Source organism: Psychrobacter submarinus (assembly GCF_904846685.1).
In the GTDB taxonomy this organism is placed as follows: Bacteria; Pseudomonadota; Gammaproteobacteria; order Pseudomonadales; family Moraxellaceae; genus Psychrobacter; species Psychrobacter submarinus.
The window spans coordinates 610,273-625,638 of the sequence record NZ_CAJHBQ010000001.1; the positions used below are offsets into that span (position 1 = coordinate 610,273).

Here is a 15,366-nt window from a genome sequence, read left to right on the forward strand (position 1 = left end):
ATTATTAAAGGATAAAACTAGCTCCCTAAAAGTTAGGCGCAAAGGCCCAAAGCCGCTGAGACACTACTCTAACGGTCTTTGCGGATGTCTTATTAGAGCCGTCATTGCTGTTATTGTCGTTAGCACTGTTGTTATTAGAATTGTTGTTATTAGCAGCAACGTTATCAGTATTACTACCATCAGAAGTATCGATTTTACTAATTAGCACTGTGGCAAATCTTTGTCGCGCTGCGCCTAAGTTAGCGCTGTCGGTGGCAGTAATCAGCGCCGTAAAAGCTTGGCTATCGACAGCCAATAATGGCGTCAAAAGCTGACGCTGCTCAGTGCTGACCGCATTTAAAGGCGGCTGTTGCCAGATACTATCGACTGACTCGATTACTTGTTGCTTTTGCAAACGCTCTAACCCTTGCATCTGCTGCGCGCTGACATCCTCGACCAAAGCAGCCAGCACCTCAGGGTGAGCGGTATTGATATTGATCGGTAGATAATAAGGCACCGCAGTCAGATAAGGGCGCAAAGTCGCTAAATCCTCCGCGCTCATATTAGGCAGATCTTGCAGCTGATCAACACTGACGAACGGCTGATTGGGTAAAGCGGCGCTTAAGCCAACGCCTTGCTGAGCATAAACTACGCCCTCCTCTCCGCCATCCTGATAGACTTCCCTATCCCCATCTTGCCAATCTAGAGCGGCGATAGCGATTTGTGGATCTAGATTGAGCTGAGTCAATAGCCGCTGAAAAACACCCAACGCGGCAACGTCTACTGTTCCGTCGTGATAAAGATTATTGATATTAAAGCGGGCGGCCTCATCGCGCAGCTCCATAGTCACGGTGTGCGACCCTAAAGGATAAGGTGGCAGCGGCTGCGCCCAAATATCTTGCAAACTATCGGTGTCATTGAGCATACTATCTGCTCGAATCAAAGTGACTGCCAGTTGCTGCGCGGCATCAATATCTTGTAGTAGTTGATTCTGATTGAATAATAAGCCGCTGCGACGAATGACAATCTTTTGACTAGCGAGCATAGCTCCTGCCACCACAGTGATACTGACCACCAATAACAGGATAGTCAATAAAGCCACGCCGCGTTGAGATCTGATTGCTATCGTCATAAGTCAGTTATTATTGCCAGTGTTGTTATTATCATTATTGCTATTACTACTGCTCAGCGCATTATCAGTCACAGGTAGAGGCTGCGGCGCTAACGCCCATTGCCAAGTAATCGGCATGTCCTGATAGGTAAAGCTAACGGCGACACCTTGTGGCAATAACTGAACGGTGTTTGCTGAGCTTGACTGCGTTACACCGTTGACTCTGTTATTAAGACTACTGCTATTCGCACTATTTTTATTGTTATTGGGAAAGGTATTAGCAGGCTCAGGCAGTAATGCTTGCCAGTTGGCAGCGGTTACGCCTTCGAGTAATACGCTATCTAAGCTCACATTTTGGCGCGTATTATCTCTGTCGCTTTGCATACGAGTATACTGACGGCGAATCAAACGCTCGTCGGCAAAAATATAATCGACATGCTGCAAACTTGGGCTAGTTTGATAACGGGGGTCTGGATCAGCGAAACGCACAAAGCTTATCTGCTCGCTATTTAGACGCATAAACGGCTCAGGCATCTGTACTGACGCAGTATCGTCAGTATTATTGCTCGGATTGTTATTATCGTTGTTATTGCCATTAGAGTCGTTAAGCTCACCTGCAGTTTGAGCATGAGGTGCTTGATAAGCAATAATCTGTCCCATATCCTGCTGCAGCTGCAAATAGGCGTACTGTAACGCTGCCAAATTATCCGCCTGCAATTGCGCCCTATCGCGCGCACGATTGACGCTATCGAATACTTGCCAGCCTGCCACCGCAAGCATCGCAAATATCGCCATAGCGACCATCAGCTCCAGCAAAGTAAAGCCGCGCTGCGCACTCATGGCGAGCCCCCATCATCGCTGTTATCCAAACCAAAGAAGGCGGTACGACTACTTGCTGTCTCAGGGTTACTGACTATCACTGTGATGTCCGTGACGACCGAACGCGGCTCGCCATTGAGTATTGGCGCCACCTCAATAGTCACCTGTTTTAAGGCTGGGCTCAAAGTGTCGGCCACGCTCATCTGCACTTGCCAATCCCGTCCTTGCTCATTGACCCTTTGGCTGCGATTGGCAGTCAGCCAAGTCTGCTGAATACGTAAGTCAGCCGCAGCGTTTTGAGCAACGAAATGCGCTAAGGTTCGCGTTTTTAGGATATCGACTGAAGACAGATAAGCGCTACTAGCACGGCTAGCCGCAACGGCGACGACGGCTAAGATAGCGAGCGCTACCATCACCTCAATCAAGGTAAAACCGCGTTCTGATCGGCGCACGTTTATCACTGAAGGGCTGTTAAAGGAGTAGCAAGGCTTATATGACGTATCAGGCACTTTTACAGAAGGCGGTTTATCTGTTTTTAGACTTAAGCGCGTAAATCTTTTGGTGTTCATACGCTATAACCCTTGCCCTATCATCATACTGCCATCCGGCATGATGGTAATCACCTCACCCACTAGCCGCGACTGATAACGCACTTCTATAGTGACAGGACTGGCTTGACCGGTCCCAAACCAGAGGGCTTGCGGCACCGCTTGTCCAGTAAACCACGGCTGTAGCGCCTGCGCTTTGGTGCCGCCATTGCTCGCGCTCGTATTACTAGCCTCTAAGCTTTGAATCACTAAACTGACGCCTGCAGGCATCTGCGGCAAAACAATCTCTGGCTCTAGCTCCCAGCTTGGGGTCGCTACGGCCTCTTTTGGATCCGCAGACATGGCGGAGAGCTCCATGGCGTTTTTGGAGGTAGTATCGATAGCACCACTAGCGCCAAGGTTACCAGTGGCTTGATAGGCTATATAGGGATTGGAGAGACTGACGATCGCAGGGCTGATCTGTCCTTGTTTATCCGCTTGCAAGCTAAGACCCATCGGCTGCATGCGCTCAGCGGATAATAAGCGAACGTAGCTGAGTGAATCGGTTAAATGCTCATAAAAAGCTAAGTGTTTACGCGATTCGCTGCTGCCAACAGACAAGCTAATCATACCGGCAAAGATGGATAAAATGACCACCACCACTATAATTTCTACCAAAGTAAAGCCAGTCTGCGCGTGTTTCATGATAGAAAGCAAACCTTAATCATTGATCATTAGCAATCAACAGCATTGCTCGCTGATGATTAGCTATTAATACTGAGTATTGCGGTGCTCTGCTGATTCTGTCTCGATTTGCTCGACGAGATCCTGCATGTCTTCATCATTGAGACTCTCATCAGCAGTATGCGCCGGATAGTGTCCAGGAAGATCTAGCATCTGCTGAACGAGCGCGTAGCGTAGTGTATCACGGCGACCCAGATAGCGCTGATAAAAGCTAGAATTAAGCAGTCCTGCCCCGCCTTGCCCCATTGCCCAAATCGTACACAGATAGTCGCGTGTGGTCATGCTGCTGTGCTGCTCTTTGAGATATGCACTGACGATATCGATCAGACGCTTCATACGCTGACGACGGATATCATAAAGCTCAGCAAATAAACGATTAAGCCCAGTCACTGAAGCGGCTAGACGCTCTTCAATCTGGTTGAGTAGCATCGCTTTTTGTGGGTTAAGTAGCTGCTGAAAAATCATCCGCGCTACCCCTGCTGAGGCGCAATCATCGACGCGGTTGATCTCAAATAGCTGCTCTTCGTAGCGAATAATAATGCGCAGATATAGCTCATCTTTACTAGAAAAATGCTTGTATAGGGTACCTTTGGCTAAATCAAGCTGATCGGCTAGGCTGTCTAAAGTAATATCACCATCGCCTGACTCAAGTAGCAACTGCTCAGCCATCGCTAAGATATTCTTTTCTCTTACTTTGAACTGGTGCTGACGACTCATAACTTCTCCTAAACTTGGTGAAATTAAGCATACAGTTATAGTTCAGCGCATCGTACGATTAACAACTCAGCTCTAAAGAGTCGCTAGTGAGGGGCAACTATAACAAGTAGCTATGCTTAGTAGTCAGTCATCGATTATCTTTGTCTCATAACAGCGGCTGGGCAAGGATACTTATTACCCAGCACTACTGGCAAATGCTTTTATTAAAAGAGATAAGAGAACGCTCATGCTATAACAAACAAGATTTGAGTGCTCAAAGTTGAGCCATACGCCTTATTTATAAATGACTGACTGGTCATAGCATAACGACTTTAATGATATTGTGCTAGTAAATTTTCAAAGTTTTTTGCAGTTAATTGGCCGATCTCTTCGCTACTGCAGCCATACATATCAGCGATAAAGCTGGCGACATAGGGCACATAGGCCGGCTCATTGGGGCGTCCGCGTTTGGGCACCGGTGCTAAATAAGGGCTATCGGTTTCGATGAGTATCCGATCTTTGGGCATATTTTTTGCAGCTTCTTGAATCGTTTGGGCACTCTTAAAGCTGACAATACCTGAAAACGAGATGTAAAACCCTAGATCTAGCGCGCGTTTGGCCGTCTCCCAATCTTCAGTGAAACAGTGAATAATACCGTGCTCTGCGCCTTCAGACTTCAAGATATCGATAGTGTCTTCTTTTGCATCGCGCATGTGCACCACTAGCGGTTTTTTGAGCTGTTGACTGACATGAATATGACGCGCCAGACTATCTTGCTGCGCAAGCTTATTTTCAGTGGACCAATAGTAGTCCAATCCCGTCTCCCCGATGGCCCAAACTTGCTCTTCTTTGGCCGTTTCCATCAGCCGCTCTACGCTCGCCGATTGCAAGACATCGATATCTTCGCAAGGATGGATACCCACGCTCATACCTAGACGCAGCTCATCGTCGCTGTAGCGGCTGACGATATCAGCGATCTCATCATATTCGGCAAAATCGCACATAATCGCCATCGCTCGAGTGACATTAGCTTCTTTCATAGCGGCAATGGCACCCGAAAGCTGACCGTCATATTTAGTCAAATCGAGACGGTTGAGATGGCAATGAGTGTCAGTAAACATAAATACTCTCTTTATAATCATTTAGCGAATAGTTTACTATTCATTGCTGTTAAGACAGCGTTTTTCAAGGTTTCGTTTATGAGCTGCCAAGTCTATTTTTTTCTAAATACACTATAACGGCACCACTCGCATCACCTCTTCTATTGTGGTTAGGCCTTCAGAGATACGCTTAGCACCAGACAGTCTTAGCGGCTGCACGCCTTCGCGGTACGCTTGCTGCTTAAGGCTCTCTAGATTGACATCCGCCGCAACTAGCTTTTTGAGCTCGTTCGATAGCGGCATAATCTCATACAGGCCGATACGTCCTTGATAGCCAGTATGGCGGCAGTGCTCACAGCCTTTTGCCATATAGATCTGCGGCGGCAGTGTAGCGCGCCACGGCTGTACTAGCTCCTGCCACTGCAGCGCCATCTCACTATCGTCACTAAGTGCTTGTGCCTGTTTGCAATGCGGACACAGCGTTCTGATGAGTCGCTGCGCCATCACTCCTAGTATGGTGGCTGAGGTCAAAAATGGCTGCACGCCTAAATCATGCAAGCGCGGCAATGAGCTGGGTGCATCGTTAGTGTGCAAAGTTGAAAGCACTAAATGTCCAGTAAGCGAGGCTTGCACCGCCATATTCGCGGTTTCAGAATCACGTATTTCTCCAACCATAACGATATCAGGGTCTTGACGCATGAGCGAGCGAATCCCATCGGCAAAATGCAAATCTATCGCGGGGTTCACCTGCATCTGATTGAAATCAGGCTCAATCATCTCAATAGGATCTTCGATGGTGCAGACATTGACCTCATCAGTGGCGAGCTGTTTGAGCGTACTATATAAAGTAGTCGTCTTACCAGAGCCGGTCGGCCCAGTGACCAAGATAATACCGTTTGGATGGCCAGTTAATTCGTGCCACATCTCGAGCTGCTTACCGGAGAGGCCCAACTGTGCAAACGAGCGCACAAGCACTTCTGGATCAAAAACACGCATGACTAGCTTTTCGCCAAAAGCCGTCGGCAAAGTCGATAAACGCAGCTCTGTCTCTAGGCCTTTATGAGTACGCGTCTTTAGCCGGCCATCTTGCGGTTTACGCTTTTCGGCGACGTTAAGCCGTCCTAAGATTTTAATCCGCGCGATCACTGCCATCAAAATTGCAATGGGCATCTCATACACAGTATGCAGCACGCCATCAATACGAAAGCGCACTTTACCCGTCTCGCGGCGCGGCTCTAAATGGATATCACTAGCACGCTGCTCAAAGGCATATAGCAGTAGCCAATCAACGACTTTGACGATATGTTGATCATTAGCATCGGGATTGGCATTATCGCCTAACTGTAGTAAGGCCTCAACGTTAGTGACGTCGGCGGCGGCGCGTTTATGGACGCTATTAGCGCCTGCGATCGCTTGGGTGACTTGATAAAACTCTTGGCGATAGCGGTTGATCTGATCTGGGCTGATATAGACGCTGCGATAGCTTTTATTACCAATTATTTTTTCGATATTGCTATGCCAGTCGCTATAAAAAGGCTGATCAGTGCCGATGACGATCTCATTAGCTGCCACCTCAATAGGCAAGATGTGCTGCGAGCGCGCATACTCAAACGACATCAGCTGCGTCACTGCTGGCACGTCCGTCTTTAAGGGGTCGATACGCACTAAAGACATATGAGCTTTAGCAGCCAGCCATTGATTGAGCCAAGCCAGTGTCAGCTTAGTATCGCCCTCTTTATCGTGCCCGTTAACTAAACCAAACTCGCTAATTGTAATCAGGGGGTGCTGAGACTTATCACGGCGACTGGTCATCACTAGATTATAACCGCGCTGATCGATCACCCTATCTGCTAGCAGCTCATCGAGACACCAGCGCAAATCTACTAGTAAAGAATAATCCGGAACCGACATAGTTATCTTCTTTTATGAGTCATTATTTAATGCTACTACACCACCTCGACTACTGAGCTAATCTGCAACTCCCCCGTCGCCACTTGGCAAAAGCTGACATCGACTGTCTTGTAGCGCATGGTAAAGCTCGTATTAATCTCATTACGGCGGTAAGCGGGCCTAGGATCCTGCGCAACCAAAGCTTTTATTAACGGCAAATCTGTCGCCACTAAACGCTGCTGTATATCCTCAATAACGGACTTGCTGCTTATAGGTACGCGGCTTTTTATATCACTGTCGACCAAGACTGCAAACTGCTCCTGAGCATTAACCGTCATAGTAACCGCTGACGGGGTCGGCGATGCTGGCGCAAATCCACTCGTAGCATGCTCAATACTATCACTATAAGCGATATAAGGCTTAATATCGATAATAGGCGTAGCATCGATTATATCGGCACCGCTGATAATCAGTATCACTCGGCCTGCGACCACCTCAATGCGTTCAAGCTTGACGACAGACAGACCCATCTGCGAGGGCCGATACATACTGCGGCTAGCAAAAACGCCGATCTTTTGATTGCCGCCGAGTCTTGGCGGCCTGACTTGCGGTCGAAAGGATTGGCTATTATAAGTGTCTTTATTATGATGAAACTGCCAGCTGAGCCACAGATGACTGAAACCCTCCAAGCCGACAAATGCTGCAGGCGTATCAAAAGGTGCGATCATTTCAATAGCACTCATTAGCGCGACTAGATTGGGCTGTCTTGGCGCCCCAAATTTCTGCGATAATGGCGCACGATGATAGCCAATGATAGGCGACATGTGGGTCTGTATTTGCTTACTCATGAGTTATTCCAAAACCAAAAACGCGCGGTCGTCAGAGATGCTCTATCGATCATACAAAAATAATCACTAACGATATTCCATTTTATCATGGTCAGTACGCATAACATGGCGGATTTTTATTTTGAAATTTGTTATGATGTGCCCCATTGTATATTGAGAATAACTTGCATCTGGCAGCTTGCCACTTGATGCGTTTATCGATTAATTAGAGGGCTTTATGTCAAAACTCCGCACAGAAACGGTCACAGACGTTCACCACTGGAACGATTCGCTCTTCTCTATCAAGACCACTCGCGACGATGGCCTACGTTTTCGTAACGGTGAGTTTGCGATGATTGGTATCTTAGTTGATGGTAGACCGCTACTGCGAGCTTACTCGATTGCTAGTCCTAATTATGAAGACCATTTAGAGTTCTTTTCGATCAAAGTACAAGACGGCCCACTAACCTCACGCCTGCAGCATATCAAAGTTGGCGATGAGCTACTCGTCAGTAAAAAGCCGACTGGCACGCTAGTCTTAGACGACCTACTGCCCGGTAAGAACCTCTACATGCTGGCGACTGGTACTGGCCTTGCCCCTTTCTTAGCCTTATCACGCGACCCTGAAGTTTACGAGCGTTTTGACAAGATTGTCCTCGTGCATGGCGTGCGTAACGTCGAAGATTTAGCGTACCGTGAGATGTTCGAAAATGAGCTGCCCAACGATGAAATCTTCGGCGACTGGTACAAAGAGAAGTTTGTTTATTACCCAACGACGACGCGCGAAGAGTTTAGAAATATGGGCCGTATCACTGACTTGATGGAATCAGGCAAACTGTTTGAAGATGTCGGACTGCCACAAATGAATAAGGACGATGACCGTGTAATGATTTGCGGTAGCATGCCGTTCAACGCTGATGTCTCTAGAATATTAGATGGTTTTGGTCTTACCGTGTCGCCACGTATGGGCGTGCAAGCCGATTACGTTATTGAGCGTGCCTTTGTAGGCTAGGAAATACAGAGTAGAAATCTGCGCAATCAAGATAAATAATTCTTGACGGTGATAATTAGGCTGTTATAATACGCCACCTATACAGCACAATCTGTAGCCCAATATAATAAAGCGCCTTGCTTTATACCTAACATGCCAGTGTGATGGAATTGGTAGACATGACGGATTCAAAATCCGTTGCCTTTAAAAGCGTGTCGGTTCGAGTCCGACCACTGGTACCACTATACGAAACCCTTACAGTCTATAGATTGTGAGGGTTTTTTATTGCGTGAATTGTTTATAAATTGGTCGAGTAATAACAGCGTAAAATAAAATTTTGATACTATCTTGATACTTTAATACATCTGCATGTTCACGTATTATAGTGCTATTAATATAATAACTGCGGCGTGACGGATGAATTATGAAAGTTAAGCTTAGTAAGAAGTTTATCGATTCAGTTGCATATGCTTCAAATGGTACAGACATCTACATGGATGAAGTATTAACGGGTTTTGCACTTCGTGTGGGTAAGCAATCTAAGAGATACACGCTTCATAAACGCATCAATGGTAAGCTCTATCGTGACGAAGTTGAAGAAACACATCTAATCACTTTGACTGAAGCTCGTGAAAAAGCGAGCACGATGATAGTCAACATAAAAAAGGGACTTGATGTTTACGATGGTTATCACGCTACTCCAAAGTTAAAAGACATTCAAGATTCTGATATACCAACACTTAATGAAGCATATACCTACTTTAAATCTATGAAGCCAAATCTTGCCAGCCGTACTATTGAAACTTATGATCAGCAAATACTTGGTCGACTCGATGACTGGCTTGATATATCGTTAAACGATATAACTAAAACTATGATAAGTGAAAAACATAAGGAAATCAGCAAATCTAGTCCAGCTCAAGCGAATGCTACTATGCGAGCTCTTCGATCAGTATGGAATTATTGTCAAGATAGCTTCTTAGATGACGATGAGGAGTACATAATAAAGGATCAACCCATTCGAATACTGAATGCCAAAAATGATTGGAACAAAATTAAACCTCGTACTCGTCATGTTGAAGAAGAGTATTTAGGAGTATATTTTAGAACTTTGATTGAACACCGTGACGGTAGTTCTTTCAAACAAGCATCTTATAGCAATAATGCTCGTGATCTTTTACTGCTTTTTATGTTTGCTGGAGTTCGCTTAAATGAAGCGCAGACACTAAGATGGGAAGATGTAGATCTTGACGCTGCTCGTATCGTTTTTAAAGCCACTAAAAATGGTTCTGATTACCATATGCCTACTGGAAAAATACTTCAAGCCATACTTAGTGAACGCTATAGATTGAGCAATGGAGAGCGTTGGGTATTTCCGAGTGATTTGAAAAGAAATAGCGACCACGTTAAAGATTTGAGCGGTAGTTATCATTCAATATCAAACAAAGCTGGCTTGCACATTACGCCTCACGATTTGCGTCGTACATTTGGCACTGTCGCTAATGGTCTTAATGTAACCTATCCAGTGTTAAAGAGACTGCTCAATCATCGTGAGGCTAAATCTAGTGATGATGTGACACTACATTACATACAGGTATCACAGCGACAATTACGTGAAGCTTTAGATGAGATTGAAGCTTTTTATTGCAAGCATATAGGAATGACTCAAGATGAGGTGATTAAGAGTCTCTTACAGACATAACTTCATATAATTTTTTAAAGTTCTGTACAACTAACTAATCGATAGAACATGTAATGACATTTTGATTAGGAGACATACTATGGGTATCAAACTTGAATTTGGTATGACACAGAATAGTAGAGATCAAAAAATCTGTGTTGATTATTGGGCATATGATCATAAGGAGGATTATCTTGAACATGTACAAATGCTATGTCAGAAATATAGAATCAGCTCAAATCTATTGTTTGAGACGATTGCTCAATGTTACGCTTGTTTAGATGATATGCTCTGTGAGTACTGTGCAAGTGCTTGCCCGGTAGAGATGCCAGCAGATATCCTATATATGCGTGCTCAAGATAGTTGGTGTTGTATGGTTTGCAAAAACGCAGTATGGCAAAAGGATTACGTTTGATCGCTTTCAAACTTATATAGTAATTATTGCAAAATCTACAGTAGTAAATTACATTATATGATTTTTTATAAACAATCACATATGCCAATTATTCTGATTAAACTGGTTCACTATCTCTAGTAACCCATTTACCAAACTCAAAACTCTCGTTATATTTGATTTTGAAACTGTTGTTTACAAGGTAAACACATTCCGTATTAAGAGTTGTATTCGAAGTATAGAATTTTTCTGTATTAAGACCTAAATGCTTTATAAAAAGCGGCTTAGTGAAAAATTTTTTTAAATAGGTACTATATTGACCATCTCTATCTATGACAAAACCACATTCAACACAAGTGTTGACTATAAAAACTTTGTTAAGTATTTCACTACGCACCTTTTTTATGGGTGAAAAAACATAATTCTTAGAAAAATGTGTATTAATAATTCTAAGCTCTTTATCGCTACAATCTTTTATTTTCTTAGAACGTACTTTATAGTCTTCTTTATATCTCACCTCAGAAATTATCGGATTGGAGTAACCACATTTAGCGCAAGAGTCTTTACTCACCCCTAAAGTCATCTCAGTGATACCGTTGGATTTAAATCTAAACTTTGTAGAGGTGAATCGCTCATAAGGTATAAAAACTAGGCCCTGTGAAACCAATCTTTGTATAAAATTCTCTAATGGTAGTGTAATAGGCTTAAATGAACGGTGGTTGTACCGACTACTGTTGCTGTCTAGCTTATTCACGTTATAAATCATATAAGCTTGATTGCCCTGCGTCTTATTTCTATAAATAGAGAATACAGGTATGTCTTTCGTACTATAGGCATAATCGCCTGTAATTGCATTGGTATCTTTAATTGAGCCACTTCTAAGCAACCACGCACACCTTACACCTGATTGAGCATATTTTTCTTGTCTGCGTTTTATTTCTATAAAAGTTTGAGGGCTCCATTGCACTTCAATTGCAATCTTAGCTTTACCTTTTTCTACGTAGATATCTGCTATCCATTCCTCCCCACTAGGGGTAACCCCTCTTTTTTCGACTTCTACATTCCAACCGTTTCTATCTAATTCTTTCATAACAAGATATTTGATATGCATGTGTTCGGCAGTTTCACCACCAGTCGAGCAGTTAGAGTCTTTAGGTTTTGCCTTATGAGCGAAGAACTGCGTACCTAGCTTACTTGTCTTTAGTATTGCCTGATTACCACAGCAAGCCATATTGAAACTGGACGCTTTATCTTCTTTTAAAGCTATCCAATCTTTTAAGCTATATATAAAACTATAGATTTTTTCATCGTTTTTTATGCAAATAAAAGCCATATTGACCCTTAGTTATTTTGACTTTTGATCTAGCAATACATTCTTATATATATTCATGCTTTATAAGATGATCGCGCATAATTAGGGTTTACCTTCTCCTATGCCTTTACCTTCGTATCCAGTAAAAACCGCGTGAATTGACTCAAGCGCTTTGAACCGCCCCGACTATATCGGAGACTTGATTGCTTGAGTCAGGCAGCTTTGTCTGACTCAATAAAACTATCATAGTATCGTCTCTCAAACTCAAAAGGCGACACATAACTAATCGTACTATGAATGCGAGTTTTGTTAAACCAATCGACCCATTCAAGGGTTGCTAATTCAACATCACACGCATCCCGCCACTGCTGTTTTAAATATTCAATCATCTCCGTTTTATAAAGTCCGTTAACCGTTTCAGCCAACGCATTATCGTATGAATCACCTGTCGTGCCAACAGATGCAATGACGCCAGAATCAGCCATCTTATCAGTATAGCGAATTGATAAGTACTGAACGCCGCGATCACTATGATGAATGACATCTTTAGGATGGTTTCTGTCTGCAATGGCTTGGTTTAGTGCTGCCATCACCATATCAGTGTTCATACGATCTGATACTTTCCAGCCAACGATAGCGCGAGCAAATACATCAATGATAAAGGCGGTATATACCCAGCCACTCAGTGTCTTTATATAGGTAAAATCAGCAACCCATAGTTGGTTAGGGCGATGGGCATTAAAGTTACGATTAACCAAATCATCAGCACGCTTTTGATCGTCACGAGACTTAGTCGTTATCTTACCTTTACCTCGCCAAATACCCTGCATTCCATGCTGACGCATTAAACGCTCTACAGTGCAGCGTGCAGGATGTATACCCTCTGCTTTCAACTGTTGCCAGACTTTACGAGTACCATAACGGCATTTGCTGTCCTTCCAAATACGTTTAATCTCATTAAGATAGAAGTCGTCATGCTGACTACGCTGTGAACGCTTCTCCGGATTGTCGTTTAAGTCTTTGGTACGATAGTATGTGGATGGGGCAATCGGCAAGACTCTACAAATAGCTAGAATGCCATAAATAGATTTATTCTCGTCGATGAATTGAACCATCACTAAGGTTTGCGGTCTATTTCCGCCTGGGCGAAAAAAGCGGCTGCTTTCCTTATGATCTCATTGGCTTGTTTTAATTCTTTGTTCTCACGTTCAAGCTCTTTGATGCGCTCGGCTTGGCTTTGAGCTTGAATCTTTGCAGGAATGGTTTTATCAATGTGCTTTTTATGCCATGATCGTAGGGTCTCAGGCGTGCAACCTATCTTTGGCGCTATGGCTTTGATGGCTGACCAGGTGGATGGGTAATCGTCTTTAGCTTCAATTAGCATACGGACGGCGCGCTCTTTCATTTCAGGAGTGTAGGTTTGTCTTTTCATTGTCGTATTCTCTCAGAATGTTAAGTCTCCGACAATACCGGGGCGGTTCAATGTGTGTGCTAAGTTATTCTCCAATAATAATCTTATCAGGAATCCACACTGTCATTATTAATGAGGATTTGATGAATTTCTACGAGCGAAATCATAATTTGTTAGATGTCAAAAACTCAACTATTGAGGGGCTATAAATCTTACTTCATGGTATATATGCGCTTATATTTTGTGCATTTGAGACATTAAAAAAGGCTACTAACACTATGCTATATATAGCGTTAGTAGCCTTCGTTTAAATTGATATTTTACTCAGGTGAGGTTGTTAATATTAGGGTTTGAAGTTTGCTAAGAGTATGATGTGAATATCGCACGACCGCTAAGAGTATGATTGTTTATCCCAACCGTAGACTGTATCAATAGAACGTAAATAACATTTCACCCTCGGAGAAAGCCTATCAAGAGGATTACCAGTAAGATTGATACATCTCAAACTATTCAGCTGTGTAAAATTATCTGGCAGGTTTCTAAGATTACAATAAACAAGCTCAAGCTTAACAAGATTATTAAGCTCACCAATACTATTAGGTAGCTTGCCCAATTTACAATAACTGATAAAAAACTCAGTCAGACTCTTAAGTTGCCCTATGATTTCAGGCAGCTCTTTGAGGCTACAATGGTTAATATAAAGCTTCTCTAGATTAGTAAGTTGACCTACGCTATCAGGTAGCTTGTCAAACTTGCCATGACTAATAAAAAGCTCAGTTAAGCTAATAAGCTGCCCTATGCTATCAGGTAGGACTTCAAGCTTAGAGTGATTAAAATTGAGCTTAGTTAAGTTAACGAGCTGTCCGATGCTATCAGGCAATACTTTAAGTTTACAGTTGATAATATTAAGCTCAGCAAGGTTAATGAGGTGTCCAAAGCTATCGGGTAGCTCCGTTAGTTCAAGGTGAAGCAGGTCAAGGTGAGTTAAGCTCAAAAGCTGGCCTATGCTATCAGGTAGCTCTTCAAGCTCACAATGAGTAATAAAAAGCTCTGTAAGACTGCTCAGTTGTCCAACGCTGGCGGGCAACTCTTTAATACGACAACGATTAATATAAAGCTTGTTGAGGTTGGTAAGCTGTCCAATACTACTAGGTAGGTCTTTGAGATCACAGTTAATAAGATCAAGGTCATTTAAATTTTTGAGTTGCCCTATGCTGTCAGGCAAGTGCTTGAGCGGGCAATAACTAATAAAAAGCTTAGCGAGGTTAATAAGCTGCCCTATGCTGTCAGGCAGTTCTTCAATCTCACAGTGAACTATATCAAGTACCGTAAGCTTAGTAAGCTGTCCAATGCTGTCAGGTAAACATTGAATCTGACAGCGACCAATGAACATCTTAGTAAGGTTATGAAGTTGTCCAATACTATCAGGTAGCGCTTCGAGTTCACTTTGATCAATAAAGAGTTCAGTAAGATAACTCAGTTGCCCGATGCTCTCAGGTAATGCGACAAGTTTAGAGTGACTAATAGACAGTTTGGTTAGATTAGTGAGCTTACCGATATTGGGCAGTAAATGACTTGAACATATGCCACTGATAGTTATATCTACTAGATTTGTAAGGTTGGTAAGCTCATCGGGTAGATAGGCTATTCTATAGACGTCTTTTGAGTGTTGCTCATCATGTTCAGGCTCTAAGATCTCTAGCTTTTTTAGGGCTAACAGTGATTCTTTATTACGAGGAATTTCAGAATGCTTGAGCTCAAACTCATCTGCCCACGCCCATATTTTCTCAATCCAGTTGTCATTAGTATTTAATGTTTTATTAGAAGTATCAGACTGATGAATGTCCTGATGGTAGTTATTATTGTTTGGATTCATAGCTTTAT

14 protein-coding genes, 1 tRNA gene and 1 other annotated feature are annotated in these 15,366 nt (G+C 43.4%); of the genes, 4 read left to right on the forward strand and 11 right to left on the reverse strand.

What is annotated here, in order from left to right:
* Nucleotides 1–25 precede the first annotated feature (25 nt).
* The 8 genes from gspK to tsaA all read right to left on the reverse strand — a co-directional run bounded on the left by gspK (nucleotide 26) and on the right by tsaA (nucleotide 7,714).
* On the reverse strand, nucleotides 26–1,111 hold the full coding sequence (gspK, locus tag JMY03_RS02750; RefSeq protein ID WP_201600834.1) for a type II secretion system minor pseudopilin GspK: 1,086 nt from the start codon (nucleotides 1,109–1,111) through the stop codon (nucleotides 26–28).
* Between the two features lie 3 nt (nucleotides 1,112–1,114).
* Nucleotides 1,115–1,930 (reverse strand): prepilin-type N-terminal cleavage/methylation domain-containing protein, encoded by an 816-nt coding sequence (locus JMY03_RS02755; protein WP_201600836.1) that lies wholly within the window; start codon nucleotides 1,928–1,930, stop codon nucleotides 1,115–1,117.
* Nucleotides 1,927–2,478 carry a type II secretion system minor pseudopilin GspI gene (gspI, locus tag JMY03_RS02760; RefSeq protein WP_201600838.1) on the reverse strand — a complete coding sequence of 184 codons (552 nt, stop codon included), beginning with the start codon at nucleotides 2,476–2,478 and terminating at the stop codon, nucleotides 1,927–1,929. Before gspI ends, JMY03_RS02755 begins: the two co-directional genes overlap by 4 nt.
* A gap of 3 nt (nucleotides 2,479–2,481) precedes the next feature.
* Nucleotides 2,482–3,141 (reverse strand): prepilin-type N-terminal cleavage/methylation domain-containing protein, encoded by a 660-nt coding sequence (locus tag JMY03_RS02765; protein WP_201557793.1) that lies wholly within the window; start codon nucleotides 3,139–3,141, stop codon nucleotides 2,482–2,484.
* Between the two features lie 66 nt (nucleotides 3,142–3,207).
* A complete protein-coding gene (locus tag JMY03_RS02770; protein ID WP_201600840.1) occupies nucleotides 3,208–3,897 on the reverse strand; it encodes a TetR/AcrR family transcriptional regulator in 690 nt (229 codons plus the stop codon).
* A gap of 311 nt (nucleotides 3,898–4,208) precedes the next feature.
* Complete coding sequence (locus tag JMY03_RS02775) at nucleotides 4,209–4,997, reverse strand: TatD family hydrolase (RefSeq protein WP_201557797.1); 789 nt, start codon at nucleotides 4,995–4,997, stop codon at nucleotides 4,209–4,211.
* Nucleotides 4,998–5,108: 111 nt separating this feature from the next.
* Nucleotides 5,109–6,887, reverse strand: a complete 1,779-nt coding sequence (locus tag JMY03_RS02780) for a GspE/PulE family protein (RefSeq protein WP_201600842.1) — start codon at nucleotides 6,885–6,887, stop codon at nucleotides 5,109–5,111.
* Between the two features lie 35 nt (nucleotides 6,888–6,922).
* Nucleotides 6,923–7,714, reverse strand: coding sequence for a tRNA (N6-threonylcarbamoyladenosine(37)-N6)-methyltransferase TrmO (gene tsaA, locus JMY03_RS02785; RefSeq protein ID WP_201600845.1), 792 nt, complete (start codon nucleotides 7,712–7,714; stop codon nucleotides 6,923–6,925).
* A 217-nt stretch (nucleotides 7,715–7,931) separates the two neighbouring features.
* On the opposite strand from tsaA, the gene JMY03_RS02790 reads away from it, so the two are divergent.
* The 4 genes from JMY03_RS02790 (at nucleotide 7,932) to JMY03_RS02805 (ending at nucleotide 10,780) form a co-directional block, all read left to right on the forward strand.
* A complete protein-coding gene (locus JMY03_RS02790) occupies nucleotides 7,932–8,705 on the forward strand; it encodes a ferredoxin--NADP reductase (RefSeq protein WP_201600848.1) in 774 nt (257 codons plus the stop codon).
* A gap of 134 nt (nucleotides 8,706–8,839) precedes the next feature.
* Nucleotides 8,840–8,926, forward strand: a tRNA-Leu gene (locus tag JMY03_RS02795).
* Between the two features lie 182 nt (nucleotides 8,927–9,108).
* Nucleotides 9,109–10,386: a tyrosine-type recombinase/integrase gene (locus tag JMY03_RS02800; protein WP_201600851.1), complete on the forward strand. Its 1,278-nt coding sequence runs from the start codon at nucleotides 9,109–9,111 to the stop codon at nucleotides 10,384–10,386.
* Nucleotides 10,387–10,465: 79 nt separating this feature from the next.
* Nucleotides 10,466–10,780: a hypothetical protein gene (locus JMY03_RS02805; RefSeq protein WP_025650829.1), complete on the forward strand. Its 315-nt coding sequence runs from the start codon at nucleotides 10,466–10,468 to the stop codon at nucleotides 10,778–10,780.
* A gap of 97 nt (nucleotides 10,781–10,877) precedes the next feature.
* Here JMY03_RS02805 and JMY03_RS02810 read toward each other — a convergent pair whose 3' ends face one another.
* The 3 genes from JMY03_RS02810 to JMY03_RS02820 form a co-directional block, all read right to left on the reverse strand.
* Nucleotides 10,878–12,092, reverse strand: coding sequence for a competence protein CoiA (locus JMY03_RS02810; protein ID WP_201600854.1), 1,215 nt, complete (start codon nucleotides 12,090–12,092; stop codon nucleotides 10,878–10,880).
* Between the two features lie 191 nt (nucleotides 12,093–12,283).
* A protein-coding gene (locus JMY03_RS02815) for an IS3 family transposase (RefSeq protein WP_390879780.1) occupies nucleotides 12,284–13,503 on the reverse strand; the annotation gives its coding sequence in 2 pieces (ribosomal slippage) (nucleotides 12,284–13,218 and nucleotides 13,218–13,503; 1,221 coding nt in all).
* Nucleotides 13,112–13,228 (reverse strand) — a sequence feature (AL1L pseudoknot). (Overlaps the previous gene by 117 nt.)
* 370 nt (nucleotides 13,504–13,873) lie before the next feature.
* Nucleotides 13,874–15,358, reverse strand: a complete 1,485-nt coding sequence (locus JMY03_RS02820) for a leucine-rich repeat domain-containing protein (protein ID WP_201600860.1) — start codon at nucleotides 15,356–15,358, stop codon at nucleotides 13,874–13,876.
* Nucleotides 15,359–15,366: the final 8 nt, after the last annotated feature.

What these genes read in the sequence shown, in the direction of transcription:
- JMY03_RS02800 (WP_201600851.1), top strand. Translation starts at nt 9,109, where the DNA reads ATGAAAGTTAAGCTTAGTAAGAAGTTTATCGATTCAGTTGCATATGCT.
- JMY03_RS02765 (WP_201557793.1), bottom strand. Translation starts at nt 3,141, where the DNA reads ATGAAACACGCGCAGACTGGCTTTACTTTGGTAGAAATTATAGTGGTG.
- JMY03_RS02805 (WP_025650829.1), top strand. Translation starts at nt 10,466, where the DNA reads ATGGGTATCAAACTTGAATTTGGTATGACACAGAATAGTAGAGATCAA.
- gspI (WP_201600838.1), bottom strand. Translation starts at nt 2,478, where the DNA reads ATGAACACCAAAAGATTTACGCGCTTAAGTCTAAAAACAGATAAACCG.
- tsaA (WP_201600845.1), bottom strand. Translation starts at nt 7,714, where the DNA reads ATGAGTAAGCAAATACAGACCCACATGTCGCCTATCATTGGCTATCAT.
- JMY03_RS02770 (WP_201600840.1), bottom strand. Translation starts at nt 3,897, where the DNA reads ATGAGTCGTCAGCACCAGTTCAAAGTAAGAGAAAAGAATATCTTAGCG.
- gspK (WP_201600834.1), bottom strand. Translation starts at nt 1,111, where the DNA reads ATGACGATAGCAATCAGATCTCAACGCGGCGTGGCTTTATTGACTATC.
- JMY03_RS02780 (WP_201600842.1), bottom strand. Translation starts at nt 6,887, where the DNA reads ATGTCGGTTCCGGATTATTCTTTACTAGTAGATTTGCGCTGGTGTCTC.
- JMY03_RS02755 (WP_201600836.1), bottom strand. Translation starts at nt 1,930, where the DNA reads ATGAGTGCGCAGCGCGGCTTTACTTTGCTGGAGCTGATGGTCGCTATG.
- JMY03_RS02790 (WP_201600848.1), top strand. Translation starts at nt 7,932, where the DNA reads ATGTCAAAACTCCGCACAGAAACGGTCACAGACGTTCACCACTGGAAC.
- JMY03_RS02810 (WP_201600854.1), bottom strand. Translation starts at nt 12,092, where the DNA reads ATGGCTTTTATTTGCATAAAAAACGATGAAAAAATCTATAGTTTTATA.
- JMY03_RS02775 (WP_201557797.1), bottom strand. Translation starts at nt 4,997, where the DNA reads ATGTTTACTGACACTCATTGCCATCTCAACCGTCTCGATTTGACTAAA.
- JMY03_RS02820 (WP_201600860.1), bottom strand. Translation starts at nt 15,358, where the DNA reads ATGAATCCAAACAATAATAACTACCATCAGGACATTCATCAGTCTGAT.